This is a genomic window from Vibrio penaeicida, assembly GCF_030689305.1.
Lineage (GTDB): Bacteria > Pseudomonadota > Gammaproteobacteria > Enterobacterales > Vibrionaceae > Vibrio > Vibrio penaeicida_B.
The window spans coordinates 131,383-157,754 of record NZ_JAUYVM010000003.1; the positions used below are offsets into that span (position 1 = coordinate 131,383).

General features: G+C 40.4%; 24 protein-coding genes and 1 pseudogene. 15 read left to right on the forward strand and 10 right to left on the reverse strand.

What is annotated here, in order from left to right:
- Nucleotides 1-31 precede the first annotated feature (31 nt).
- Both Q8W40_RS06580 and Q8W40_RS06585 read left to right on the forward strand, forming a co-directional pair.
- Nucleotides 32-355: a Fis family transcriptional regulator gene (locus Q8W40_RS06580; protein WP_104401193.1), complete on the forward strand. Its 324-nt coding sequence runs from the start codon at nt 32-34 to the stop codon at nt 353-355.
- Nucleotides 356-522: 167 nt separating this feature from the next.
- Entirely contained in the window at nt 523-1,425 is a 903-nt protein-coding gene (locus Q8W40_RS06585; RefSeq protein ID WP_305396416.1) for a LysR family transcriptional regulator, read from the forward strand.
- A 122-nt stretch (nt 1,426-1,547) separates the two neighbouring features.
- On the opposite strand, the gene Q8W40_RS06590 is transcribed toward Q8W40_RS06585, so the two are convergent.
- Nucleotides 1,548-2,039, reverse strand: coding sequence for a VOC family protein (locus Q8W40_RS06590; protein ID WP_305396417.1), 492 nt, complete (start codon nt 2,037-2,039; stop codon nt 1,548-1,550).
- Between the two features lie 640 nt (nt 2,040-2,679).
- On the opposite strand from Q8W40_RS06590, the gene Q8W40_RS06595 reads away from it, so the two are divergent.
- Nucleotides 2,680-3,858 carry an MBL fold metallo-hydrolase gene (locus Q8W40_RS06595; RefSeq protein WP_305396418.1) on the forward strand — a complete coding sequence of 393 codons (1,179 nt, stop codon included), beginning with the start codon at nt 2,680-2,682 and terminating at the stop codon, nt 3,856-3,858.
- On the forward strand, nt 3,848-8,200 hold the full coding sequence (locus tag Q8W40_RS06600; protein ID WP_305396419.1) for a trypsin-like peptidase domain-containing protein: 4,353 nt from the start codon (nt 3,848-3,850) through the stop codon (nt 8,198-8,200). Before Q8W40_RS06595 ends, Q8W40_RS06600 begins: the two co-directional genes overlap by 11 nt.
- 337 nt (nt 8,201-8,537) lie before the next feature.
- Here Q8W40_RS06600 and Q8W40_RS06605 read toward each other — a convergent pair whose 3' ends face one another.
- Entirely contained in the window at nt 8,538-9,728 is a 1,191-nt protein-coding gene (locus tag Q8W40_RS06605) for a benzoate/H(+) symporter BenE family transporter (RefSeq protein ID WP_305396420.1), read from the reverse strand.
- Nucleotides 9,729-9,816: 88 nt separating this feature from the next.
- Here Q8W40_RS06605 and Q8W40_RS06610 point away from each other — a divergent pair, with 88 nt between their 5' ends.
- Complete coding sequence (locus Q8W40_RS06610; protein WP_305396421.1) at nt 9,817-10,383, forward strand: helix-turn-helix domain-containing protein; 567 nt, start codon at nt 9,817-9,819, stop codon at nt 10,381-10,383.
- A gap of 135 nt (nt 10,384-10,518) precedes the next feature.
- Nucleotides 10,519-10,893 carry an AAA family ATPase gene (locus Q8W40_RS06615; protein ID WP_370693367.1) on the forward strand — a complete coding sequence of 125 codons (375 nt, stop codon included), beginning with the start codon at nt 10,519-10,521 and terminating at the stop codon, nt 10,891-10,893.
- Between the two features lie 60 nt (nt 10,894-10,953).
- On the opposite strand, the gene Q8W40_RS06620 is transcribed toward Q8W40_RS06615, so the two are convergent.
- Entirely contained in the window at nt 10,954-11,301 is a 348-nt protein-coding gene (locus tag Q8W40_RS06620; protein ID WP_305396422.1) for a hypothetical protein, read from the reverse strand.
- A gap of 417 nt (nt 11,302-11,718) precedes the next feature.
- Between Q8W40_RS06620 and Q8W40_RS06625 the strand changes: the two genes are divergently transcribed.
- Nucleotides 11,719-12,318 carry a hypothetical protein gene (locus Q8W40_RS06625; protein ID WP_305396423.1) on the forward strand — a complete coding sequence of 200 codons (600 nt, stop codon included), beginning with the start codon at nt 11,719-11,721 and terminating at the stop codon, nt 12,316-12,318.
- Between the two features lie 233 nt (nt 12,319-12,551).
- On the opposite strand, the gene Q8W40_RS06630 is transcribed toward Q8W40_RS06625, so the two are convergent.
- The 3 genes from Q8W40_RS06630 to Q8W40_RS06640 all read right to left on the reverse strand — a co-directional run bounded on the left by Q8W40_RS06630 (nt 12,552) and on the right by Q8W40_RS06640 (nt 16,293).
- Nucleotides 12,552-13,313 (reverse strand): hypothetical protein, encoded by a 762-nt coding sequence (locus Q8W40_RS06630; protein ID WP_305396424.1) that lies wholly within the window; start codon nt 13,311-13,313, stop codon nt 12,552-12,554.
- 455 nt (nt 13,314-13,768) lie between these two features.
- Nucleotides 13,769-15,469, reverse strand: coding sequence for a S8 family peptidase (locus Q8W40_RS06635; RefSeq protein ID WP_305396425.1), 1,701 nt, complete (start codon nt 15,467-15,469; stop codon nt 13,769-13,771).
- A gap of 326 nt (nt 15,470-15,795) precedes the next feature.
- Nucleotides 15,796-16,293 carry a GlcG/HbpS family heme-binding protein gene (locus tag Q8W40_RS06640; protein ID WP_101110243.1) on the reverse strand — a complete coding sequence of 166 codons (498 nt, stop codon included), beginning with the start codon at nt 16,291-16,293 and terminating at the stop codon, nt 15,796-15,798.
- Nucleotides 16,294-16,734: 441 nt separating this feature from the next.
- Here Q8W40_RS06640 and Q8W40_RS06645 point away from each other — a divergent pair, with 441 nt between their 5' ends.
- Both Q8W40_RS06645 and Q8W40_RS06650 read left to right on the forward strand, forming a co-directional pair.
- Nucleotides 16,735-17,415, forward strand: a complete 681-nt coding sequence (locus tag Q8W40_RS06645) for a response regulator (RefSeq protein WP_305396678.1) — start codon at nt 16,735-16,737, stop codon at nt 17,413-17,415.
- A complete protein-coding gene (locus tag Q8W40_RS06650; protein WP_305396426.1) occupies nt 17,393-18,817 on the forward strand; it encodes a sensor histidine kinase in 1,425 nt (474 codons plus the stop codon). Before Q8W40_RS06645 ends, Q8W40_RS06650 begins: the two co-directional genes overlap by 23 nt.
- A gap of 66 nt (nt 18,818-18,883) precedes the next feature.
- On the opposite strand, the gene Q8W40_RS06655 is transcribed toward Q8W40_RS06650, so the two are convergent.
- Nucleotides 18,884-19,834: a bile acid:sodium symporter family protein gene (locus tag Q8W40_RS06655; protein ID WP_305396427.1), complete on the reverse strand. Its 951-nt coding sequence runs from the start codon at nt 19,832-19,834 to the stop codon at nt 18,884-18,886.
- Between the two features lie 395 nt (nt 19,835-20,229).
- Here Q8W40_RS06655 and Q8W40_RS06660 point away from each other — a divergent pair, with 395 nt between their 5' ends.
- Nucleotides 20,230-21,807: a S8 family peptidase gene (locus Q8W40_RS06660; protein ID WP_305396428.1), complete on the forward strand. Its 1,578-nt coding sequence runs from the start codon at nt 20,230-20,232 to the stop codon at nt 21,805-21,807.
- Nucleotides 21,808-21,889: 82 nt separating this feature from the next.
- Here the strand turns inward: Q8W40_RS06660 and Q8W40_RS06665 are convergent, their stop codons facing one another.
- Entirely contained in the window at nt 21,890-22,798 is a 909-nt protein-coding gene (locus Q8W40_RS06665; protein WP_305396429.1) for a LysR substrate-binding domain-containing protein, read from the reverse strand.
- 106 nt (nt 22,799-22,904) lie between these two features.
- Between Q8W40_RS06665 and Q8W40_RS06670 the strand changes: the two genes are divergently transcribed.
- Entirely contained in the window at nt 22,905-23,342 is a 438-nt protein-coding gene (locus Q8W40_RS06670; RefSeq protein WP_305396430.1) for a VOC family protein, read from the forward strand.
- A gap of 16 nt (nt 23,343-23,358) precedes the next feature.
- Here the strand turns inward: Q8W40_RS06670 and Q8W40_RS06675 are convergent, their stop codons facing one another.
- A complete protein-coding gene (locus Q8W40_RS06675; protein WP_305396431.1) occupies nt 23,359-23,934 on the reverse strand; it encodes a TetR/AcrR family transcriptional regulator in 576 nt (191 codons plus the stop codon).
- Nucleotides 23,935-24,016: 82 nt separating this feature from the next.
- On the opposite strand from Q8W40_RS06675, the gene Q8W40_RS06680 reads away from it, so the two are divergent.
- Nucleotides 24,017-24,451 carry a GFA family protein gene (locus Q8W40_RS06680; RefSeq protein WP_305396432.1) on the forward strand — a complete coding sequence of 145 codons (435 nt, stop codon included), beginning with the start codon at nt 24,017-24,019 and terminating at the stop codon, nt 24,449-24,451.
- Between the two features lie 10 nt (nt 24,452-24,461).
- Nucleotides 24,462-25,019, forward strand: a complete 558-nt coding sequence (locus Q8W40_RS06685) for a histidine phosphatase family protein (protein WP_305396433.1) — start codon at nt 24,462-24,464, stop codon at nt 25,017-25,019.
- Nucleotides 25,020-25,034: 15 nt separating this feature from the next.
- Here Q8W40_RS06685 and Q8W40_RS28100 read toward each other — a convergent pair.
- Nucleotides 25,035-25,139: pseudogene (locus Q8W40_RS28100) on the reverse strand (DUF2000 family protein); the annotation flags it as partial.
- Nucleotides 25,140-25,250: 111 nt separating this feature from the next.
- On the opposite strand from Q8W40_RS28100, the gene Q8W40_RS06690 reads away from it, so the two are divergent.
- Both Q8W40_RS06690 and Q8W40_RS06695 read left to right on the forward strand, forming a co-directional pair.
- Nucleotides 25,251-25,379 carry an Lrp/AsnC ligand binding domain-containing protein gene (locus tag Q8W40_RS06690; protein ID WP_305396434.1) on the forward strand — a complete coding sequence of 43 codons (129 nt, stop codon included), beginning with the start codon at nt 25,251-25,253 and terminating at the stop codon, nt 25,377-25,379.
- A 421-nt stretch (nt 25,380-25,800) separates the two neighbouring features.
- On the forward strand, nt 25,801-26,211 hold the full coding sequence (locus Q8W40_RS06695) for a hypothetical protein (RefSeq protein ID WP_305396435.1): 411 nt from the start codon (nt 25,801-25,803) through the stop codon (nt 26,209-26,211).
- Nucleotides 26,212-26,372: the final 161 nt, after the last annotated feature.

Sequence of the window (26,372 nt, forward strand, 5' to 3'; positions counted from 1 at the left end):
TTTTAAAGATGTTAAATAGGAAGTTTGCTTTATGCGTAAATCAGATAAGAAGATCGAAAATCAAATTAGAGAGGTGTTAACCGAAGTTTGTGAAGATACGCTAAAAGGCTACGACGGTTTTCTTTGGGTGACTCATACGGTCAAATACTCTTCTTTTCCACAGAGCTTAAAAATCGTCTGCGTATTCGACACTATTCAAGATAGAGCGAACTTTTTAATGGGAGAAGGGCAGCTTCATGTTTCAACAGCTATCCAAAAGGCGTTTAACAAGGTTGGGGTTCAGCTAAAAAACGTAGATAAGCTAATCAGTTACGATATACAGAAAAAGCGCGAGTCCGGTTATCAAAGAAAGTGAATGGAGTTTAGAGTGAGAACCTAAGGCTTTATATAACGAATATTGATATAGAGCCTAGCGGTATACCTGAGATGTCGTTCTCTGAACGATAGGGACACAAAGGGTGGCTTTCGATATAATCAGTATTTATTGAAAACGTATTTATTAATAATTATTGGTTTCTAACCATGCTCAATCCTATTTGGCTTAACACTTTTAAAACACTAGTCGATGTCGGACATTTCACCAAAACGGCCGAGTTGCTCCACATGACGCAACCTGGGGTAAGCCAGCACATCAATAAACTAGAAGCTGCATGCGGTTATCCCCTAATAAAGAGATTTAACAAGAAGTTTGAGTTAACCATCTATGGGCGTAAAGTTTACGACTATGCCGTCAAACACTTTGAAGAAGAGTTTGATTTATTACAGAATCTGGCACACGACGAACCTTTCCGAGGCCGCTGTACCATTGGCTGTTCGGGCACTTTCGCTTGGTTGATCTATTCAGATTTACTTTCTTTGCAAGCGAGTTATCCAGACTTATCCATTGAGTTAGAAGCCACACCAAACCAACGTATCTTTGAGCAGATACTGCAGGGAAAATTGGATATAGGTCTAGTAACAAAAGAACCCAATCCCAAATACTTTTCGAGCCGTGTTATTGGTGCGGAGTGTCTTGCTCTTGTACTACCGCTTTCCGCAGACGAAAGCTTGCCTATCAATGAATTATTAATGGAGTTAGGCGTAGTTCGTCACCCCGATCTGGCTCACTATTTCCAAACTTATGTTAATCAAGCCAATAACGATTTGCTTCGTTTGGTCGATTTGGATGAGGTTTCTACACAAAGCTACATTAACCAAGTGCATCAAATATTAGTCCCTATAGCGAAGGGCATTGGTTTTACAGTGGTTCCTCGATGGTGTGTCGACTTATTCGCCGCCAAAGAACAGTTAAAAATATTCAATATTACCGCAGAGAGGCAAGAGCCTGTGTACTTGGTTAGCAAACTTAATTCACCACTTGCTAAGCGTTATGAGCAAGTCATTAAAGTTATTGAGAACTCATTTGATATGGGTGAAGTGAGTTAAGAACCACTATTCAGAAGATATTTGCGTTATACCCTTATATGTAATGGTTCTGGCTAGATCTTACCTAGGAATGAACACAAAAAGGTTGGCATAACAGCCAACCTTTTGCTTTACGTGTTTACTTATTCATAGTCTGAAGCGTAAGTGTCTTCGTAAGAGTGTGAGTAGAACTCGAACAAGTTGCCAAACGGGTCTTCCAGATAAACCATTTGTGCTTGCTTTAGCTCGTCTTCTGGGTGGTAACGCATGATGTCCATACGAACTTTTCCGCCATACTCTTCAACACGCTTGATTGCAGTATCAAACTGCTCTTTAGGTAGCTGCAAGCAGAAGTGGAAGATACCTAGGCGAGAGAAGTCTACTTCATGACGTTCTTGACGATCTTTCATCTCGAACAGTTCAACACCGATACCATCTGTTGTTACTAGGTGGGCGATGTTAAAGCCTTTAAAACCTTTACCGAATACCTCAATACACATACGTCCAATCGCAGACTCGCGTTCTTCAATCACTTTAGTGTTGTTCATTACAATACGAAGACCTAGCGCTTTAGTATAAAACTCAACCGCTTTGTCCATATCACCAACCATGATACCAACGTGATTCATTTTCATAATTTGCTCCCAGTACCGTTAATTTTGCGGCTCTATTTCGATAGAAGGGAGTATATGGGGAAGGGTGAATTAGTTAAAATTATCAATATTTATTTAAATGATAATATTTGGTTATGGGTGTAATTTAAGAGTAAGAAAGCTAGATAGGTCTTCATATTTAAGCATTTTGTACGTGTGTAGTGGAGTTGGCAAACTGACTAGGGTTTGTAATAGCCAAGGTAATCTGAGCTAGCTGTATTGGTTAGCTCAGTTATGCCCCAATGCTTGTTACGTCCGATAAACGTTATAGATATTCAGCTAGTTTTGATATAAAAAATTATGCGTGGTAACACGCAAGAACTGCTACATCGCCTTAGTTTTTCCAATGCAACCCTGAGACGATCAATTAGCAAGTCGTTGATTGAAGAGTAGCCGTAACAATAGCTTAACCACACACACTCATGGAAAATTTGTGCCCATATTTGGTCAAAAACAAAAGTCTGACGTTAACTTACTACCTCTATGTATCTAATGTTAATGTAAGCGCTCATCACTTTCTTTGAATCGAATACTACAAAGTTCACTTGCGATTGAATTACAATATGGTCTGAAAAACTAGGGACTTTTCCAAAATTATTAACGACTTACGTAGGTTGACCTAATGATAAAAATTAAAACATACCCTGCAAAGGAAGGAGATGCGTTGCTAGTCAGCGCCGACAACGAGAATTTAAATGTACTGATTGATATGGGGCCTGCTGATACCTATAGCAAGCATATCAAGAAAGATTTGTTAAAATTAAATTCATATGGAAAGACTATAGATCTGTTAGTGGTTACTCACGTAGATAACGACCATATATCAGGCGTGCTGGAATTCATAAAAGATAATAAAGAAAATTCAAATATCATTCCCGTTAGGGAGGTTTGGCATAACTCTTATAGACATATGCAGTTCGATAGAGCTGACTATGAGCTAGATAGAGATGAAACTAATACCTTAAAACAAATCTGTAGTCAGAACATTTGTAGTGATGATAAGCATGGTTTGAACGACGTCGCTATAGATGAAGGTATCACATTAGCTAGTCTACTCTATAGATATTCATACTCATGGAATGAAAGTTTAAAAGGTAAAGCTATACGTAACTCACCTAATTTCGTTGACATCTCATCAAAAGCAAAAATTAGAATTGTATCGCCTAACGAAAAAAAGCTTGGGAAATTGGAGAAAAAATGGAAGCATAAATTGGAATCGGAGAAATATGACTTCACGCTTAACGATGATAAAATCTTTGATGATGCCTTTGAATTATATATTAAAAATTGCGAGATAACATCAGAAATTAATGACATATCAAATAATAACGAAAACCTCGCGTTTAAAGAACTAATAAATTTAAAGGGCAGAGATGGTTCTGTAACTAATGGTTCTTCCATAGCATTTATCCTTGAACATAAGGATAATAAACTACTTTTCCTTGGTGATGCTCACGAAGACAATATATACGATGAACTTAAGTCCTTAGAAGAAACTGGCTACGAATTAAATTTTGACTTGGTTAAGTTATCTCACCACGGAAGCAATAATAACATATCAAATAGATTGCTGAAATTAATATCATGTCAAAAATATCTTATCTCTACCAATGGTAAATATAACCATCCAAATCTAGCAACAATAGCAAAAATAGTTTCTGTTAATTCAGACGCAGAAATAATAACAAATTATCACCATGAAAAACTAGATAATTTCAGAAGTAATTTGCCAGATACCAGTGCAAAATTTAACATTATAACAACAAATGAATTTTTTATCGGACAGAAAAATGAAAATTGATGATATTGTATTCAAGGTAATATGTGGAAGCAAAGAAGGGACAGCTTTTTTAATAAGTAAAAACAAAGCATTAACAGCTTATCATGTTGTTACCGAACATGAAGATGAAGATATTTATCTAAATATCAATGGTTGTAATACTAAAGTAAAATTTAGCCTTGAAACAACCGAAGAATATAAAAGACTGGACATAGCACTATTGACCTTGGAAGAAAATGAAATTTCAATTGGAAATATTAAATTCATCGATTACTCAGAAATTTCACAAGGCACTAAGTGGTCATCTAGAGGATATCCTTCATCCAAAAGATCAAATGGTGACAATATTATAGATGATGATAGAAATATAATAAACCAACAATTACTCACACCTAGGAATAACAAGATTGATCTTGAACTAGAGCACTGCAAAAAATTATCAACATATGCAGGGTATTCTGGAGCACCAATTGTGATAAATGGTGGCATTTCAGGGATAATAAATCAGGAACTAGTTGAAAATGGTGAGTCAAAGGAGCTTACTGGATTATCTATAAAGTATTTTAGAAGTTTAATTGAAAAAGAAGGCATTAAAGTACTAGACAAGAAAAAATCAATACAGCACCCTCTACGTAACATACTGAATAATGAATGGTTTGAAAAACACGTTGATAAAAATATTCTTGACCTAGGCCCAAGGTACACACCCGAAGTAAATGTAAAAGTTGAAACATCACATTACATTAATGCTACAATCAAGCATACTGATTACTATACCTATTCAAAAAGAATTTTTCATAATTACCTTATTAGTTTAAATGAAACAATTGAAAACCTTCTCGCGTCAAGGGAACATGACTACCCAGATTTATGTCGAAATGACATTTTGGAAATTGCATCTAAGATATCTAAAAGTAGAAATGAAATAAAAGAAGTATATAAAGGTTACATTGAACGAAGAGAATTAAAATTAGATCTAAAAGAAGTGAGAAATTGCGCGGAAATTATAAATAACATCTTAATTAAATTAAAATCCCTTCGTTCTAAACAAGAGTTAGATACATCTAAAATCGATGAAGACATTAACGCTTCATCTTCATTCATGAGATTCATTGAAAACCCTGACATCAACACAAAGCTTTCGAATAAACCATATTTATTGATTGGGGGTAAAGCGGGAACAGGAAAATCACACATTCTGGCTGATGCCGCTAATATATTAAGGAAAAATGGATTTCCTTCTATATTTCTATTAGGTCAACACTTTACAACTGATAAGTCTCCATGGTCGCAAATAGTAAATGACCTCTTAAGGTTAGATTGTAGTGAACGTGAATTATTAGAATGTCTCAATGAAATAGGTGAAGAAAATAACCAACGAGTTTTGTTTGCTATTGATGCCATAAATGAAGGAAAAGGAAGATTATTTTGGTCTGAAACTATTGCATCATTTGTGAATGACTTCAAGGAGTATCCTTGGTTAGCTATCGTATTAACTGTCCGTGACACATATATATCAAAAATAATTCCAAATCATATCCGAAAAGATTCTAATATTTTTGAAGTGAGTCACCATGGATTTTCTGGAATTGAACATGAAGCTATAAAAAAATTCTTCCGTTACTACAAAATAAATTTACCTAAAATACCAAAATTAAATACAGAGTTCTCTAACCCCTTATTTCTAAAACTATTCTGTGAAGGCTTATCTAAACGACACTTAACTCATATACCTGAAGGTTATGATGGGATTTCAAGCATATTAAGGTACTATGTTGATAATATAGATACAAAGTTAGGAAGTTATAATTATTATGATTACCCATCTTCAGCAAAAGTTTGTAGAAAGATACTCAACGGGTTTATTGATTACAAAATTGATAATAATTCAACTTACATACCATATGATGATGCTTGTGACATAGCCAACAAGGTTATTGATAGATATAGTGGTAAGAGGGGTATAGTTGAGAGCTTAGTTAATGAGGGGATATTGTCAAAAAATCTATACTTTCTTGAAAATGGTGATGATGATGAAGGAGTATACTTTTCATATGAAAGACTAGATGATCATTACACTGCTGAACTTTTGTCAGAAAGAAAGATATCAAAAGAAAATCTTTATCATGTGTTTAAGTCAGGTGGTGATTTAAGTTTTCTAATTAAAAAACACTATAAATACCAAGGGATTATTGAAGCACTCTCTATATTAATTCCAGAAAAGTTTGATGTAGAACTTTTTGAAATGGTAGATAAAGATCACAGATATTGTCACCCGATAGTCAATGCATTTATTTATAGTCTTTACTGGAGAGCCACCTCAACTTTAAGCAATAAAACCAATTCATTTATTAAACATGTCGTATTAAAAAATGAAGCTTTTTTACAATCCTTTTTAGACTTTCTTTATTCAATTTCTGGTGACATTAACCACCCTTATAATGCAGAAATACTTCACAAGCACTTAAGCTCCATACCTATGGCAGAACGAGATGCTAATTGGACAGTTCTTTTAATAGGACAATATAGAAGAGATTTCGGTATTGGTCGTTTGCTTAATTGGATTATGCAGAGTGATACGCACAAACAAATAAGCGACGAATCACTTTTATTAATAGCTAAGGCGATAAGTTGGCTATTTACAACTACAGATATAGAATTAAGAGACAATGCCACAAAAGCACTAAGCATTTTACTAGTTAATAGGCTCAACATATCCATCAGTCTTCTGACTTCATTCAAGTATATAGATGACCCATATGTGCACGAACGTATACTTGCGGCTGTGTATGGATCAACTGTCAACTCTACTAATAGAAGTGGTCTTACGGAACTATCCGAATATATTGTAAGCGAGATATTCCAACAGGACGAAGTATACCCTAACGTGTTGGTCAGAGACTATGCACGAAACATCGTTGAGTTTGCATATTTTTTTGATGAAGTACACTTAGCGGATATCAACGTAATTAGACCTCCTTATAACGCAGCTTTACCTACTAGTTTCCCAAGCGATGCCGAGACCGATAACTATAAATTTGATCACGAATTAGACGGGTTTAAGGATTATTATTGGTCTCAAAATACGATATTAAACTCAATGGTTACGGAATATGGAAGAGGCACCTGTGGTTATGGTGATTTTGGTCGATATACATTTGAATCCTCGTTCCATTTGTGGACAAAAGTCGATGTGAACCCTTTGAGTAACTACGCCTGCAAACTTATTTTCGAAAAGTTTGGGTATAATGTTGAAATTCACGGCGAATTTGATAGTAGAATCCCAAGCGGAAATCGTTTTGAAAAAAGCGTCGAGCGGATAGGCAAGAAATATCAATGGTTATCAATGTACGAAGTAGTAGCAAGGTTTGCCGATAACCATTGCCTTAAGGGCAATGAAGAAACTTATAATGAGTACTATCAAGGCCCTTGGCAAAACTCAATTCGAAATATAGATCCAACCAACCTCCCCTTGGCTTACAATGATGAAACTATGTCTATTACTCTCCCAGAAGTTGAATACGATGATTGGGGAGATAAAGATGATTTGTGGTTGGTCTCCCGAGCAAATTTACCAAATCCAATCAACATGATTGCGAAAAATGGATATTTTTCACTAGAGTCAGATTATTCTTGGAAACAACCAGAGGAATTCGGAATAGAAGACCGCAATGGTTCTGGACAAAGTCTATGGTATCAAATACGTAGTTACTTTGTTAAGTCATCTGAATATGACGAACTAAAAGCATGGTTAGTAGGTAGAGACTTCATGGGACGATGGATGCCAGAAAGTCATGAAAGTTATTCCGTTTTTTGTAAGGAACATTACTGGTCTCCCGCATATAAAGATGCAATGCTTAGATCAGACGAACCTCGCTGGCAACCTATCAGACAGGATAGATCTAATTTTTCTGATAGTTCTATAATCGCAAGTGTTCTACCTACAGCCGAAAAACAACGTTGGGAAGGATCCGAACACACGTCACTTTATGGTCCAAGAACTGAAATGTTTAACGCAATGAACCTAAATATTTCAAATGTGCCTGGAGGATACAAAGATAACAAAGGTGAATTTTCTTGTTTTGATCCTCATATGTTTGGTGTTGATCGTTCTGAACTTTTAGTTAACAAAAAGCCTTTAAATAATTACCTATCTGAAAATAATCTGAAAATAATTTGGACAGTTTTGGGAGAAAAACAAGTTCTTGGCACATCTCAGAAAAGTACATGGATTGATATATCAGGGGTATACTATTTAGAGAATGAGATGTTATTTGGTGATACAAAGATATCTAACAAACACCTCGGATGGATGTCTAAGCGGAATAAAAATAATAATGTGAATTTACTTTCGCAACTATAAGAATCACTAGACGAAGAACTAAGTCAAGATACTGATTTATCCTAGATTATTATTCATACTCTAGAATCGAATAGCCACCGTAATACACGGTGGCTTAAATGGACTAGAAAAGCTGACCACTCGAACAGAATTTTTTGCCATACCCCTGATAATTCGTTAAAAACTAAATTAGCAAATTCACTGACACAGAAATGTCCAGTAACGTATTAAAAAAGGAGGCATCAGCCTCCTATGCCAATACAATTTCAAGCCACTAAAGCTTCTTCTCAATGGTTGTTTTCTTAAAGTGAGTGTCCCCTTTATTTCCTTATTACGATAAGAAAGGTACTTCCAGCGATTATCGAGTCGACGAACTGCTATTTGTTCGACCCGCACTAGCCTTATAGTTGTAAAACCAGTAGAAGCTCAGCCCGGTACATAGCCCCCAAAATGCACTGCCAATGCCCAATAAGTCGATACCTGAAGCGGTGAATAAAAATGTAAATAGTGCAGGCTCTCGGCATTGATTATCTGCCATCGACACCGCTAAGCAGTTCATTAGCGTCGGCATTACCGCAAGACCTGCAACCGCAATAACAACTGCTTCAGGAACGGCGCTAAACAGGGAAAAAAAGGACATCCCCATAATGCCTGCTAATAGGTAAAACACCCCCGTCGAAACCCCAGCCAGATAACGTGTCTTGGGGTTTTCATCTGCATTAGCCCCCATACAAATAGCGCCTGTAATGGCCGCAAGATTAAAAGCAAAACCACCAAACGGAGCCGACAATAGGCCAGCCACACCTGTCACTGTAATGACTTTTGAGGAATCGACTTGGTAGCCATTCGCTTTCAATACTGCAAATCCTGGTAAATTCTGCGAGGCCATGGTGACGATAAACAGTGGTATCCCAACACTGAACAACGAGAAAAATTCGAACTCTGGAGCAATGAATTCGGGCGTGGTTAAGCCTATCGTCACCTGACTGACATCGAGCTTGCCCAAACCTACACACATGACTAGGGCAATGATAAAAATACTTGGGATCAGCAAGTTTCCGAGCCGAACTTTGGCCAGAATAAACACCGCCAACATAGCGGCAACTATATGGACTTCTTCCATCAAGGACGTAAATAGACCCAAGCCAAATTGTAATAAAATCCCCGCCAACATAGCGGAGGCGATGGATGTAGGGATCTGTTTTAGTACCTTTTCAAATATTCCGGCTAAGCCAACTAGCGTAATTAACAACGAACTAAACAAAAACACAGCTACCGCCTGATTCATCGTTAACCCTTCAAGAGATGTAATTAACAACGCTGCTCCGGGTGTCGACCAAGCGGTAACGACAGGTTTTTTGTAGTAAAACGAGAGCAAGATTGTGGTTACCCCCATACCAATACCCAGCGCCCAGAACCATGAAGCTACTTGCGCGTCAGTAGCACCTGCACTCATCGCCGCTTGGAAAATAATCGCTGCGGCACTCGCATAACCAATGAAAACGGCAATAAAGCCGGTACTAACGTGGGAAATTTTTAGCTTAGCCATGTTAATTTTTTCCTATGTGCGTTATAACGTCCATAGGTTCAATCTAGCATTTGTGCGTTATAACGCACAAGCTATTTGTAGAGAAAATATGCAAAAAGAAATAAATGTTGGTGATAACTTAAAGCGTCTCCGTAGTGACAAAGGTTGGAGCTTAGATAGGGCCGCGAAAGAAACAGGTGTCAGTAAAGCGATGCTAGGTCAAATAGAACGTGGTGAATCAAGCCCTACGGTGGCAAAGCTATGGCAAATAGCGTCAGGGTTCGAGGTGTCATTTTCGAGTTTTATCACAACTAGTTCAAACAGTGAGCTTACTAGCCTATTCAGGGATGCGAATGAACTAAGGCGTGAAGAATACAACGTTGGCTTTTTCGTTAGCTTATTGTTTCCTTTCGAGCCCGCACTCGGATTTGAGATATTCGAACTGACTCTTGTCCCCAATTATCAGCACGAATCTCCTCCACATAACCTTGGTGTTACCGAACACATTTTATGCATTTCCGGTGAACTAGCGGTGTTGTTTGATGGTGAATGGCATACGTTAGAGGCAGGACAAGCCGTTCGCTTCAATGCTAACCAGATTCATGGTTACAAAAATATCGGGAAGGAAAATGCCGTATTTCATAATGTGATTCATTACCCTGAGAGTAAGCAGTAGGGTCAAACATTACGCCATTAGGAGTTTTCGCAATGTATCGTATTTTTGAAAATTAATTGATTCACCCATATTAAATCTAATAACTGTCACGTATGAAATGTCAGTAGTCTATGGAGTATTATTTGAACAATCGAGTTGTCTTTACAGGTGGCCCGGGGGCTGGAAAGACCTCAGTTATCGAGCTTTTATGCCAACTGGGTATACGACCGGAGTATCATTGATTCGTATGGATACAGTACGCTTGAACAAATACCCATTTCAAAACTTTTATTATCCAAATGTCGTGAACTAAATTATTGCCATCAAGTTTTCATTTTTCCTCCTTGGGAAGAAATCTATGCAAATGATACCGAGAGAAAACAGGGCTTTATTGAAGCAGTGGCTACCTATCATGCGATGGTGAACGCGTATACAAGGTTTGGCTATGAGTTAATTGAAGTCCCTAAGGTTTCTGTTTTAGAAAGGGCAGAGTTCATCATTGGTAAGCTAAAAGATGGATATCAAGCGTGATTCTGCACTCAAGCTACTTATGCCCTTTCTATATGGCTGATCCAGCGAGCTAAATACGCCTTATTTGCTGAGTTTTAAGCCTGTAATTCTGGGTTGTTGGTCTACACAACCGTCGACAAATACAGTTAGCTTTTTCTCGTTGGTTTGCGCATCCAGCATCATGGTAAAAAGTCTGTCGGCGGCATTGGGCATCTCGTTTTCCAGCGTTGGAGAAATCAGATACACGTTTTCTTTAGACGTCCATTGGCATTTTTCAGGATCGTGAAAGAGAGAGGCATCAACAGAAAAACCAGACCGACCGGATTTCCATATAATGTCCTTAACTTCTTGCTGGCCATCGGTCCAACTACCCGCTGCACTAATCGTGGGTATGACAGAGAGAAGGGAAACAACAACAAATTTATACATATTTTCTAATTACCTTTACTCAAGCGAAGTATTCAAAGCGGAAATGCCTGATGTTTAATCCTAAGCTTTTCCATAAAACGCTCGCATGTTGCCAGATTATTGATTAATTACATCTTTAAAGCTTATGGCTGTAGAAGTGGAAAAGTCAGATTTTGAATAAAGGTCGCTTTTTGCTGGGGTAATCGTTTAAAGCAAGGCTTAAGTATAGTCATCTATAAATTAGTGGGTTTTTAAAAAAATGAGCTTAAGAGGAAAGGAGAAATCGAAACTTTTTATATGTATAGAGTTCAATATCTCACTTATCGATAAAATGTATTGTTCGCTGAAAATTTTTCCGTACTCTTCTGCGAGAAACGGGGTTCGTAAAACATCCAGCGCTATGAACACCTAAACATTAATGTAATGTGAGCTTTTATTTTGAAAACCAAATTTGAATATTTTAGTTATTTTCTCGTAACGCTAATAGTGTCAGTAGTAGTTGTTGCTGCAATATATTTTTCCATTAGTGAAAAAGAAGAACCAAAAAGGGATATTAGTAACTACGTGACTCTAATGGATGAGCTTAAAAACCCAGTAAACCCTACGAAAAAATACATGGAGTTAAAAAAAGAGCACCGCTGCATAATGGAGTTTGGTTGGGGGTTAAATTTCGACAAATCTGCTAAAGCGTTAACAAGGAACCCACATTTGTTATTGCAAGATCACTACATTGATCTCGCAGCGGCAGGTATAGAAGTATCACTTAACTACGTTAAAACCATTAAGGTAGACGGAACAAATGCTTGCTTTAGCGCGTTACATTCTAAAGATAGAGTCAGAGAGATGATCAATATTGATGAAATGTGCAGAAACGAAATAAAAAAAGGATCCTTTGGTGATTTCCCTAAGGTTGATTTTGATAGCTTCTCGGATGAACAAATCGTTGCAACGCTTTCTATCTTAAATTCTAAATATTTAAGTGAACTCCCTTTTTCAAATACGAAGTTAGAAGAATTTTTAGGTTCTTGCAGTGAATAGCTTATCTTTAGGGATTGGGTAGGATATTGAGATTTAATAATAATGCCAGTCAACCAATTGACTGGCTTTTTTTATACCAGATATTTCATGATTGATATTTGTACAACGTTAAAATTAGCGTGTAGCCTTTTAAAGTATTTTATATTTCTATGGTTAGAGACAACAAAATAGTTGAAGCGTCTTTTTGTTCAAATAGGTAATCAAACAAACTGGCAGTTGCTTTTTTTAAGTCGCTAGCTTGAAGTGAGTTTTGCATACTGACCCCAATCGACTTCAAAATATGTATTAAGACTAAGAGGGGAATATTTTGCGACATTTTCGACAAAGTTAGCATGTGCAGCGACGAGTTGCATTTGAATCAGGATCTCAAATGTTGTTTTCTCTGTGAATGTTGTATCCGTCACCCATAGCCCTTGGCTTATTATCGGGATGTTTGAGTAGGCTTGTTCAGGAGCACTTTTAGGGTTACCAAAGCCACACGGGTTATCCCCTAAAGAGGCTAGATAATAACGATGGTTTAGGATTCCGTTCAGATGTTGGGATGTATTTTGGACGGCGAAATCGGATAACGTTTGAGAATTAGAGCTACCTAATGTGACCCCTCCAGTAGGCTCATCACCGTTGAATCCAGCGTTGAAGCTCGTTGAAGATGTAATTACTTTGGACTCTGGGGTAGTTGGTGGTCCTTCTTGGAGAATGTTGACTTTCCCACGAGATTGGGCGTCAACCATCACCATTACGTCTACCTGCCATGTATAATAATATTGACTCCAGTGAGTATTCAACATCATTTGACCACTTATGGCAGACGTAGCAGTTGTGGCCTCTTCGCCAGTAGTTAATGCACCAAGGTTGATGAGAATTCCATTTTTCCCATCGGTTCCTTCAACATCCCCTACTAAGTTATAGGTGCAGTCGAGTTGAATCTGGGCTGTTTGCGGTATTGTACCACTTTCATCGTATGGATCTTTCAGAGAAAGACTTTGACATTTCATAATATTATCGTTTGTTTTCATGTTATTTACCTAAGCCAAATGAAGTATTTATTGTGTGAAGGATAATTTAATTGTGTTGATATTTAGTCTTCTTGTCCTTATGAAATCAATATTTTCTCTCCTTATATCTAGTTTGTGATTATTTAAGTTACCAAAGCTACTAAGGCTTTATTTTACTGACGAAGCAGCCTTGTTTGATTTTCCGTTCTAGTCGGTTAGTCTTAATTTATTTAATACGTTCACGTCGTTAAGCTCTTGGAATAATTCCAATAAGGGTTTAGTTTCATAAAAGTAGGAAGATTAATACCAACTGTCAAATTGATAGGAATAGATTTTTAGCAGTATAATTTAAGTATTCGAAATCAAAAAAAACGCTCGATGCAGCACATCGGGCGTTTTAACGAATAATGCTTCAATCCATAAAAGAATGGTTTTTCAGCATTGAGCTATATCGACTAATCCAACTCCGCGAAAACAGCTTCTGCACTCACTACACCACCTGAACTAGACAGGCTGCTAAATGGAACCAAAGTTTCTGGTGAAGAAGGTTTCTTAACCAGCAGCTCTGGGTACGTTGTTGAGTAATCCTTCAGCAACTCTTTTAGCTCTTTTGCTGACAAATCAGGGTAACGAGACCAAATGAGTGCCGCGACACCAGAAACAACTGGCGCAGCCATACTTGTGCCACTGTACGCGGCGTAAGTGTTGTCTGGCGTGGTCGATAACACTCTGTGACCCGGTGCAAAAACATCAACGGATTTCTGCCCGAAGCTACTGAAGTAAGTAACCAAGGTTTCATCTGCCAATTTCGACGAAGCGCCTACATCCATCCACGTTGGGATAGGGTAAGAAGCGTAGTATTTAGCGAATCGGTTTGGATAGCTTGGCTTGATGTCGTTGTCGTTACGGCTGTTACCCGCAGAGTGAACAATCAATACGCCTTTGCTGGCAGCATATAGGAAGGCGTTATCAACAATGTATTTACGAGGTGAGTAGCTTTTACCAAAGCTCATGTTGATGATTTTCGCGCCGTTATCGACAGCATAACGAACCGCATTGGCGATGTCTTTATCGCGCTCATCACCATTTGGAACCATGCGTACTGCCATGATCTGCGCGTAATCTGCCACGCCATCTACACCCACATTATTTCCACGTTCTGCGGCAATAATACCGGCGACGTGTGTACCGTGTCTGCCGACAGGTCCTTTCACGTCGTTGTTACCATAGCCCCTTTCCCAAGGGTTTCTTGGGTCGTCCATCACAATGTCTCTACGAGGATCAAAGTCTAGGTTGTAGTGGTAGTTAATGGATTCTTGATAGCGGCTTAAACGCGAATCGAGGTAGTCAAACGAGCGCCACTTTTCAAACACAGTAAGCAGCCCTTGCGCGGCAACAACCACTGCTGGGTCGGAATGCGTCAGCAGAACTTGAAGCCCTTCTTTCGTGAAATCGGTGTGCGCGACAACAGCCAAAATATCGGCTTTGTACTGATTCGCTTGAACAATGGCTTGGTTAACTTCATCTAATGCGTTTTGGTAGTAGGTTACCGACTCTAAGTAATCGGCTTCCACGCCTTCGTAGTAGGTGCGTTTTTTCGGCGGGATCCAGTACCCTGCTTCTTTAAGGCGAAGGTACTTTTTGTATTCACGGGTCACTTCTAGGGTGTCGTGATCCATGTTGATACCAACTGAGTTCCCCAAGAAATTCCAGCCATGAACATCATCGATGTATCCATTGCCATCGTCGTCGATGCCGTTGTCTGGGATTTCATCTTCGTTAGTCCACAGCTTATTTTTCAAGTCTTCGTGTTCAACATCCACACCCGAATCCAATACCGCAACAATGATAGGTTGAGGCTGAAGTGGTGGCATAAGGTGGTCGTAAACGAAATCGACGCCAGAGCCTTGAATCACAGAAGAATTTGGCGAAGCATTGAACCAATCACCGCGGTGTGCGGCTGGGTCGCTGAACATATTGCGTGAAAGCTCATTTCGCTGAACGGGGTGAGAAGAGTGATCTTCAACGATGGTGCCTTTCACATTTTTTATGAAAGGGGAGTTGATAGGGTCTTCACCAACGTCAGCGAAGGCAGAGAAGCTGCTGCACGCGGTAACGGCTATCGCGAGCGCTGAAAGTTTATATCCTTTATTCATTGTGTTTGCATCCTTTTATCATTATGTGCTTAAAAAGCGACCTGAAGATAAAATGGATAGAGTTGAATATCATTCGCCATGTTTATGAAATGCGCAATTGATTCCATAATGCAATGTATTTCATATGAAAAAGTATTATACTCAAGAGACCTCAAGATGCAGGATTCAGAGCTTCATATACGGTTTCAGTTCAAGAAAAAGAATGCGGTGGAATGACGAGTCCTTTCCAAATTCTTTGATATACATTTCTTAAATGGGAGGCATAAGCCTCCCATTATTATTCTTTAAATTCAGCTCGTTAGAGCAATTTCTTTAGGCTCAAGGTATTAGAGCACTTTTTTAATCGCGGCTTCTGCACAAGCAACATCAAGGTGACCACCCGGAGCACCACCCACGCCGATTGCGCCGATGATTTGGTTATTCACTTTGAGTGGAATACCGCCCGCCAATAGCAATAAGTTGTCGTCCATGTCTTTCAATGGTTGCAGAATCGGTTTTTCTGAAATGGTCTTCATTAGGTTTGCTGTTGGTTGCTTCATGCTCACAGCGGTGAACGCTTTCTTACGTGAGCTTTCTAGTGTGTGAGTGCCTGCGTTGTCAGCGCGAAGCTGCGCCACGACCCGTCCGGCGGTATCCACAACCGTGGTGCTCACACGGTAACCTTGTGAATGGCATTGGTGTACCGATTCCATCGCTAATTTAAACGCGGTTTGTGAAGCAATGTTAGCGACGTTCACGGTCTTATTTTCTGCGGCGAAAGCATTGGTGCTCATCAATCCAGTTAACGTAAGTGCAGCAGCGAGAGCAGTGTGTTTGATGTTCATTTTTTCTTCCTCATTATTGGCGGTTTTTGTTTGACGAACCCATCCTATAAGAAGCGGAATTACGGAATGCTTTCACCAAGATTACAAACTTGTAATGTTCAAATTATCCGCAAAAAAGCTGTTAGAATTTTCCCCGTAAGTTAGGGTCTGTTGAACTTTCGCGGTTAAATTTTGTTCGATTTCTATGCGTTTTAATCGCGGCGCAAGGTGTGTAGCCTATGTTTAAGAACATAAGTATTTCTAAGCAAATACCTTGCAACAAAGAGTAAAATGCATAGAAACGAACCCTTTGGGCAGCATTTGTGGCTTATTTCTACTGCGTTATCGCTCATTGATGTAGAGCGACTACACCGAATAAGCTCTGCCTTGTATAAATCACCCACAAATTGCTGCAAAAATCATCTCGAAAGATCAACAGACCCTATTAAGAAGGAAGCCAGAGTGAGAGTGTTACTCATTGAAGACGACAGCTTTATCGCTGATTTTGTTATTCAAGGTTTAGAGCAAGAAGGGTACAGCGTTACTCACACTGCGAATGGGCTAGATGGTGCGCATCTTGCCAAAAGTGAACCGTTCGATATTCTGATTCTCGACATTATGCTCCCCGGGAAGGATGGCTTTCAGATTTTATCTGAGCTTCGTGGTGAAGGGCACGCGATGCCTGTGATCATATTAAGCGCCAAACATTCAGTAGAAGAGAGAGTGCAAGGGCTAAAAGCAGGGGCAGATGATTACTTAATTAAGCCGTTTGCATTCAGCGAATTGTTGGTGCGTTGCCAAACCTTATTGCGTCGAATGTCGGTCTCGTCTACCCAAAACAACACTCTAAAATACCGCGATGTGGAGCTCGATCCTCTTAAGCGAGATTTAAAGCGCAGTGGCAAAGTGATTACCTTAAACCAGCGAGAATTTGCGCTGGCGTATTTGCTGTTGCAGAACCCAGAAATGGTGCTGTCGAAAACCAATATTTTGGAATCGGTTTGGGGGTATCAATTCGATCCTCAAACCAACGTAGTGGATGTATTGGTTTGCCGCTTGCGAGCCAAATTGGATAAAGGCTTTGACCAGTCGCTTATTCATACCATTCGAGGGGTAGGGTATGTCCTCAAAGCAGAACATTGAGTTGGCGCTGCAACAAGCCAAAAAGCAGCTGTTTACCCAGTTTATGACTCTGCTATTTGGAGGTTTGGTGGTGATCTTAATGTTGATCGGCATTGTGTTTTTCTTCGACTCGTACCAAGAGGAAAAGAAATACCTGCACAGCTTATCGACGGAGTACCAACGTATTCTCACCTACGAATCGGACGAAAAATTGGTGCATGTCATCGAATCTAATCAACAGCGATTGTATGAAAACCATATTGCTGTGTATTTGTCAGATGAGAAAGGTGCGCTGAATTATCTAGCAGGGGACGAATTTCCTATGTACGGGCTAGAAAAATCGGTGATGGATTGGGATTCGCAGAATTTCGCCTATTTCCTCACGCAGCCTCATCTTGCGATTCAACTGACGGGTAAAAAACAGGTCTTTCGCTTAATAGTGGATTTGAATTCTCGTTATGCTTCGGCGTTAAAAAACTGGCTGATCACGTGCTTTTCTGTGGTGCTATTGGCATTGATTACCGCTCTATTGGTGCATCGGCTGTTAACCAAAACATTGCGCCCGTTATCCCATCTAGCGGAAGATATTCAACGCTTAGATGAAGGCAATTTAAGTGACATCGCCACAACCCATGTAGGGAACGTGAGTGGGGGTTTTGCTTTGCTTTACAGCAGCGTTCATAACATGTTGAGCAAGCTGACAACCTGCATTACGACACTCGATAGAACGTTGGACGCCATTGCACACGATTTACGAACGCCCCTGACTCGTATTCACTTAACCGCAGAAAAGGCGCTGTCTCTCCCTAACCTTTCCCCAACACCAGAGCACCTTATACAGTCGAATACCACGCTTACCCAAGCCCTTAGCGATTGCGCCGAGAACTCAACCCAAGCCAATAACTTGCTCACGGCGCTAATGAAGCTTAATGACGAGTTAACGGGGAAAAAGCCAACCCTGTTGGAAAACATCGACCCCAATACCATCGTGAAAACGGTCGCAAGTTGGTATGAAGACATCGCAGAGGTAAACGGTATCACGTTGAATCTGGAATTGGCGGATAGCCATTTAGCGAAAGCCGATGCCAATAAACTAACGCAAATTATTGTTAACGTGTTGGATAATGCTTTGAAGTACACGCCAGAAGGCGGAACCGTGACCCTTTCTACGGCGGTTAATTCGGCACACCAATACCAAATTTCTATTGCAGACACGGGTATTGGCATTGAGCCGGAATTCCACGAGTTGATCTTTAAACGTTTATTCCGAGTCGACGAAAGCCGAAACTTAACGCACGGTTACGGGCTGGGGCTATCGTTAACCAAAGCCATGGTTGATAGCCTAAATGGGTTGATTTCAGTGGAGTCGGAGCTGGGAAAAGGGAGCCGTTTTAACATTGTGTTAGAAGCGGTGGAAGCGTAATTGATTTATCAGCAAGTCCATCAGCCGCTAGCACTAAGTTTTACTAACGGCTGATGTTTTTAAGAACTAGGACGATGCCTGCTCTTTCAAATTTTCTTCACCATCAGGTTGCGCACTATCTTTCGACCAGAAATACGCCAGCACGGAACCAGAAAGGTTGTGCCAAATCGAGAAAATTCCAGCGGGTAGCGCTGAAAGGGGTGTGAAAAACTTAAGGGCAAGCGCAGTGGCGAGCCCAGAATTTTGTAAACCCACTTCTATGGCAACGGTTTTGCAGGTGATTCTGTCAAACCCTAATAAGCGGCATGCGCTGTATCCAGCGGCTAATCCTACGCCGTTGTGAATCACCACGGCGATCAATACCCAAGCACCGACATCGGCAATTTGATCTCGATTTAGCGCTACGATAATCGCAATCGCTAGCACAATGGCAGCCATAGAAATCAGAGGCAAAACTGGGCTAATTCGTTCGATAGGCTTGTGAAATAAATGATTGATCAACACACCAATACTGACAGGTACCAGCACAATTTTAATGAGGCTGAATACCATTTGAGTGACAGGTACATCGACTTTAATACCCAAAAATAGGTCAACAAGAAACGGTGTCATTAATACGCCTAACAGGGTAGACACTGCCGTCATGGTGATAGACAACGCGACATTCCCCTTTGCGAGGTAGCAAATCACGTTCGATGCTGTTCCTCCCGCCACACTGCCAACCAATACCATGCCGATGGTGAGAGAATCGTTCATATTGAACGCTAAGGCGATAATGAATGCGGTAAGAGGCATTACCGAGAACTGGAGAAAGACACCCACCCCGACAGCTTTTACGTTAGAAGAAAGACGACGGAAATCTTCTAATTTAAGCGTTAGCCCCATAGAAAGCATGATGATGGTGAGCAGAGGAACTATCTGGCTTTTTAGCGGAACGAAAATATGAGGTACAGAAAAAGCCGCCACTGAGCCCAAGATAGCCCATAAGGGAAACCAATTAATGATTGTTTTAAGCATAGTGAATATATGTGTGTTAGTTCATTTTGACGATCGATAATCCACTAAATTTGCTGTGGTGTATAGATCATGACCAGAAAACAGAGGGAAGTGTTGTTATGAACGATTTTCACTGGTGCCTTAGCACGTAATTTCCAATTGATGGCGATAAAAATCCTATTTTAGATGACTGTCTCAGTTGAATAGAAACTGACCGAAATTGAACTGCTAATTAAGGTAAAGCAATCCCATTTTCGACTGATTACTCTGATTTATAAATGCAATTAGTTTCATTGGTGCATAACTTTGATTGTGAAAAAAGAAGCCATGCTCACATGGTATTCGAACTATCAAATTTGTTAGTAATAACAAATATTTATGTATCATGTAAATTAGAATAATCACAGGAAAACAGTATGTTAAAGAAAGTACTAGGTTGCTGTATCGCCGCTTCATTTGCGGTGATTTCAACGTCAGGCTACGCACAAAATAATGAAGAACAAGGGTTTTCATCAGAAGGTCAAACACTGGCTCCTTTGGTGTCTGCACCTGAAAGCCAAGGGGTCAAAAATCAGTACATTGTGGTATTGAAGCAGCCTTTCTCAGTGGCAAGTAACCCTGAATCAATCCAAACCTTTACTCAACAAACGGTATCAAGCTTAGTGACGGAGCAGGCTGTGGAGGTCGACAAAGTGTTCGACCGTTCAATCAGTGGCTTTGTTGCAACGTTATCAGAAGATCAGCTTGATTCGCTACGTGCCGACCAGCGAGTCGAGTTTATTGAGCAAGACCGAATCATTTCTATTGATCCTCTTATCTCTGCCAATGCAAACCAAGGGAGTGCAACTTGGGGGCTAGACAGAATTGATCAGCGCAACCTACCGTTGAATAGCAATTACAGTTACAACTACGACGGTTCAGGGGTTACCGCGTACGTCATCGATACGGGTGTTACCAATACACACCCAGAATTCGGTGGCCGTTCTGTTTCGGGTTACGACTTTATAGACAATGACGCCAATTCTACCGACTGTAATGGTCATGGTACGCACGTTGCGGGCACCATTGGTGGTGCAAAATACGGTGTAGCGAAAAACGTGAATATTGTCGGTGTTCGAGTCCTGAGCTGTACTGGTACAGGTTCTACTTCAGGAGTGATCGCCGGTGTTGATTGGGTAGCGGCAAACGCGTCTGGCCCTTCTGTGGCTAACATGAGCTTAGGCGGCGGCATTTCCTCGGCATTGGACCGTGCAGTAGCAAGTGCTGTGCAATCCGGTGTGAGCTTTATGCTGGCAGCGGGTAACGACAATGCCAATGCTTGTAATTCTTCTCCGGCCCGTGTGGCGAGTGGTGTAACGGTTGGTTCAACGACTCGCAGCGATAGCCGTTCAAGTTTTTCAAACTGGGGTAGCTGTGTGGATGTTTTCGCTCCGGGCTCTAGCATTACATCGGCTTGGTATGACGGCAGCTACAAAACCATCAGTGGTACATCTATGGCAACACCACATGTAGCTGGTGTCGCAGCGCTTTACTTGCAAGCAAACCGATACCTTTCTCCTTCAGCGATTTCTAACTTGATCACTCAACGCGCGACAGTAGGCAAGGTTAAAGATACTAAAGGCACAGTGAACAAGCTGCTTTATAGCCTGAGTGACAGCAATTGTGAACCCGATTGTGCGAACCCAGGTGATGGCAAGTTAACGAACGGTAAGGCAGAAACAAACATCAGTTTAACTCAAGGTGGACAAGAGCATTACTACATTGACGTTCCTGCTGGCCGACGTTTATCCGTAACAATAAGTGGTGGAACAGGCGATGCTGACTTGTACACGCGTTTTGGCGCCAAGCCGACAACCAGTTCATGGGATTGTCGCCCATACCGTAACGGTAACAGCGAAACCTGCACCGTAACTAGCACGAAAAGCGGCCGCTACTTCATCATGTTGAGAGGGTACCGAGCAGCCAATGGTGTGAGTTTGAAAGCGAGTTATTAGAAGATTAACGCAATTTTTAGATAACTAAATTTTACCCTTTAAGGATGGTTTACTCGTTAGACCATCCTTTTCTGAATAGGCACTAACCCTTACGGTTACCTAACAGCCAATTTCGGAATGCTTCCACGCTTGGGAGATGCTTTTTCTCTGCTTTGTAAACCAAGTAATAAGCACTGTTGGCGGTCATAGATGCATCACTGACTTGAACCAATTCGCCATTGTTAATCTCTTTCTGCACCACAATTTCTGGTAACAAAGCGATGCCTAAGGATGATATAGCCGCTTGCTTAAGCATAAAGAAATGCTCAAAAGAAGGGCCTGATGGATTGAGACTAGGTGTTTGAGTCGCTTGTGCCCAATGGATCCAAGTGTGTGGTCTTGTCGAGTGTTGCAGCAGTGGTAACACTTGAAATGGAGCTTGAGTGTCACAGCTTTTCAATAGTTCTGGGTTCGCGACGGCAATCGTTGTTTCGTCTAAAACTTTTTCTGATTCTAAATTTTGCCAATAACCATCACCGTAGAACAACCCAATATCAATGAGTTCACCTTCCAAGTCTGGTGAGCGGTCTGCTGTGACAAAGTTCAATTCGAGCGACACCATTTGAAGTTCAATAGAAGGGTAGAGGTCGAAGAAATCAGGCAGTTTAGGGATGAGCCAGTATGTCGCTATGGTCGGTAATACCCCAAGCTTAATTTTTCCTCGGCTTCCTCCATACGTAAGAAGATCGAGTGTTGCTGACTCGATTTTGTCGAATGATTCTCTTAACGCAACAAGGTAGTTTTCGCCTGCTAAAGTCAGCTGCAGGCGTTGTTTAACGCGGTTGAAAAGAGCCATCCCTAGTTTTTCTTCAAGTGCGGCGACCTGTTGGCTTATTGCTCCTGGCGTTACAGACAATTCATCGGCTGCTTTCGCAAAACTTTGGTGGCGTGCAGAAGCTTCAAAAGCACGAAGACCGTTAAGTGAAGGGGTGAGTCGTCTAGGTTTATTCATTAGTTTTTCTATTTAATTACTCAGAAAAGATGGTTTTTATACGAAAAGATGAATAGCTAATATATATAACAGCAAAGTTGCTGTATTTTTTCAACAAGGAGGTCCTATGAAGCTAACGCCATTTCACGTTGCGATTCCAGTTCGCCATTTAGAAGAATCCCGCCAGTTTTACCGCGATGTATTGAATTGCAGCGAAGGTCGCAGTAGCGATTGTTGGGTCGATTTTAATTTGTATGGTCACCAACTGGTGATTCATTTCGACCCATCAATAGGCGAAGAAGGAAAGATACGCCTGCATCACAATTCCGTAGACAGCCATGCCGTGCCCGTTCCGCATATCGGTGTTGTACTGGAAATGGCAGATTGGGAGGCATTAGCCACACGCCTAAAAGAGAAACGCGTTGAGTTTGTGATTGAACCTTACGTGCGCTTTAAAGGACAGACGGGCGAACAAGCCACCCTATTTTTCTATGACCCAACGGGCAATGCACTGGAATTCAAAGCGTTTAAGGACATTGAAAGCCAACTGTTTGCTGCGGACTGAAAAACGTGAGTATTGGCTAAATAGCAACAAGCATGTCGTGGGCTTCTTTTTGGCTGGAAGACAATAAGGCTAGGATGGTTTGATCATCCTCCATTGTGCGAGCAATGGCGACGGTGCCGATAACCAACGCGGTAATCGCCAGTACTTTACCTTCGTCACACTCCTTGTACCGTCTCACATAGTTAAGAATCGTCTGATTCATATTTTGATAGATGCTTGAAAAGGTCGATTTTGCGCCAGAATCTTTTGTTGAAATGTCGGTAGCGAAAAAGGCGAGAGGGCAAGGTGTTTTACCTTTTACGTGTTCAATACTGAGGTAGGTATTTAACAAAAATTCTACCCATTCTTGGGGTGAAAAATGAGCTGGCTTTTGTTGAGCCAAATGTGTTTCGCTTGCCCCCTTAGACAATGCGCTTTCGTACAGTTCTGCCTTACTTGAAAAGTGGGCATAAAATGCGCCTCGCGTTAAGCCGCAATCTTTCATCACCATATCAATGGTGACGAAATCAAACCCATTTCGTGAGAAAAGATGAAAGGCACTTTTTAGGATCTTTTCGCGGCTCTTTTGCTTATGTGCTTTTGTATAAGGCATCGCTTCTTTTTAAATATGTTCTTTAACATATTTTATATGCTACCTAGTATCCCGTTTACAGCAAGTTAATTGGGAGATAAACGTGAGCAGCTATAAAGTGAAATGCCATTGTCAAAAGATTGAGTGTGAGGTTTCACTGCCTGTTTCTACTGTAGTGCAGTGCCACTGTCACAACTGTAGGAAGATGCAAGGAAGTGATTACAGTACGTGGGTAGCTGTACCCAATGCACAGTTTAAAGTGATGAAAGGCGAAAGTTTCCTGTCGCGCTACGAAGTAAGTCAACGTTCGAGCAAAAGCTTTTGTACCCAGTGCGGGACAACGGTATTTGCCATTAATGGGAAACACTTTTTAGATCATAAAATGGTAACGCTAGGGTCGATAGAACTTTGTACGTCAGAGCATTATGTGTCAGAGCTTTTCCCTCAAATGCAAGTGTACACCCAAGACAAAGCCCACTGGGTATCTGTTCATCCTGAAGTGCCTGTATTTACGGGTGAAAATGAAAGTGGAAAGTAGGGTGGAACAGTTGAAAATAACCATAGTGAGGCATGGAAAACCGAGCTCGGCATCCAACGATGTTGTGGACGCGTTAGGTTTTGAGAAATGGGTACAAGCCTATGATTTATCTGATGTGGATACCCGAAGCCTGCCACCTTTAGAGCTACAGTTAGAGCTAGAAAAGAGTTACTCAATAAGCAGCGATCTTAACAGAGCTCTGCATTCTGCTCGGCTTTGTACCAATAAAGATGCCGACTGTATTTTAAAAGAATTGAGAGAGTTTGAAATCCCTTGTTTCCGTTGGCCATTTAGGCTTTCTATTGGCAAATGGTTATTATTTTTTCGCCTAGCTTGGTATATGAATATTGTCGGCAAAAGTGAATCGAGACGCGTGGGCCATGCGCGGTTAAGGAAGGCGGTTGATCTCATTGAGGAAAAGTCATTAGAACAGCCCAATATCGCAATATTTGGTCATGGTTTGGCGAACAGATTTATAGCCGCAGAGCTTAAGCGTCGTGGTTGGACAGTGGCCTCGAGTGGTTCGGGGTATTGGGGGACCATACGGCTAGTTAAAGCATTGAATTGAGTTTTAGTCTGGGCATCACTTATACAAACTGAACTTCTTGGTGATAGCCTGAATGGTTTTAGTATCGCTAAATAAACAAACCCCGAGGTACTCCAAGTCCGATTTTTGAGTATCTCGCGTATGTGAGTGTAGGGTTATCTATGCACACTAGAAGCGCCCAGAAAGAGTTCGAAGATGCCATTTATCTGTCGCCTGAAGTGACCGAATGCCACTGGAGAGTTTGAATATTTAGTGCGAGTAGAGACTAAAGATCTGAAAAGCTACAAAGTTTTCCATTCTGAAACATTGGGGACGTTGCCTCACATTGCAACCATAACAACACATGTTGTGATGGACTCGCCCAAAGATGAGCGAGAATAATAAATTAACAGTTTTTACTATTATATTTTGACGGAATTTAGTGATCTTTATTCCAGTCAAAATAGTGATTAGTTTATGTTGAGAATAATAATAGGATAGCTTCCTGTATTTTGAAAATTATAAAAGTGCAATTGAATCGGATAAAATCACAACTTTTTGAAAAATAAGATTAATTTTAATTGGAATTAAGTTCATATAATCTGTTGTTAAATACAAATTTTTTTTATTCTAAATTAGATATATCTAAATTTAATAACGTATTGATTATTAATTATAGTTTTCATTTATGTAATTTAATAGCTTACATTGACGGGGTGAATCTCTTACATTTTTGGAAGAAATACGCCTATTGATACTTATTTTTCTAATGAGTTACATTCGGCTTGGGAACAGTCCCAAATCAAATGGAGAAATCAGAATAATGAAATTTTTTAAACTTCTTAGTCTAGCGGCTATGTTGGCGACCTCTGCTGCATCAGCAAATAATGCAATCGTATTCCCAGGTTCAAATTCAGCGGTCGGTGATGCGCCTATCGTTTTCCCTAAAGCGAAAACACCAGTGCCAATTGTTGGTGGGTATACGTTAGAAAATGGGTTACTGACTGCTAGCACTTACAATTGCGGCATCAACCTAGATGATCTTGATATGGAAGCGAAAGTTCACTGGGAAGGCAATACACCACAACTTCTTATTGTTGGGGACTACCCAGAAACTATGTGTCGCGCTGGTTTTACCGGTGAGTTTACGTTGGATCTGACACAGTTCATCCACAACACACCTGTTCACATTTTAGATCGACTGGAAGTCGTGACGAACCCTCGTTTCCGTTAATTTCCTAATTTTCCTTAATCAATAAGTTAAAACAAACCAGTTTCTCCCCCTTACTGGTTTGTTTTTTTCGTTTTTGGGCAGCTTGATTATGGAAACAAATGTATGGCTTAATCCCTGAATAATACAGCCAAAATGGTTTAATGTATAAATCTCAGGGGGAA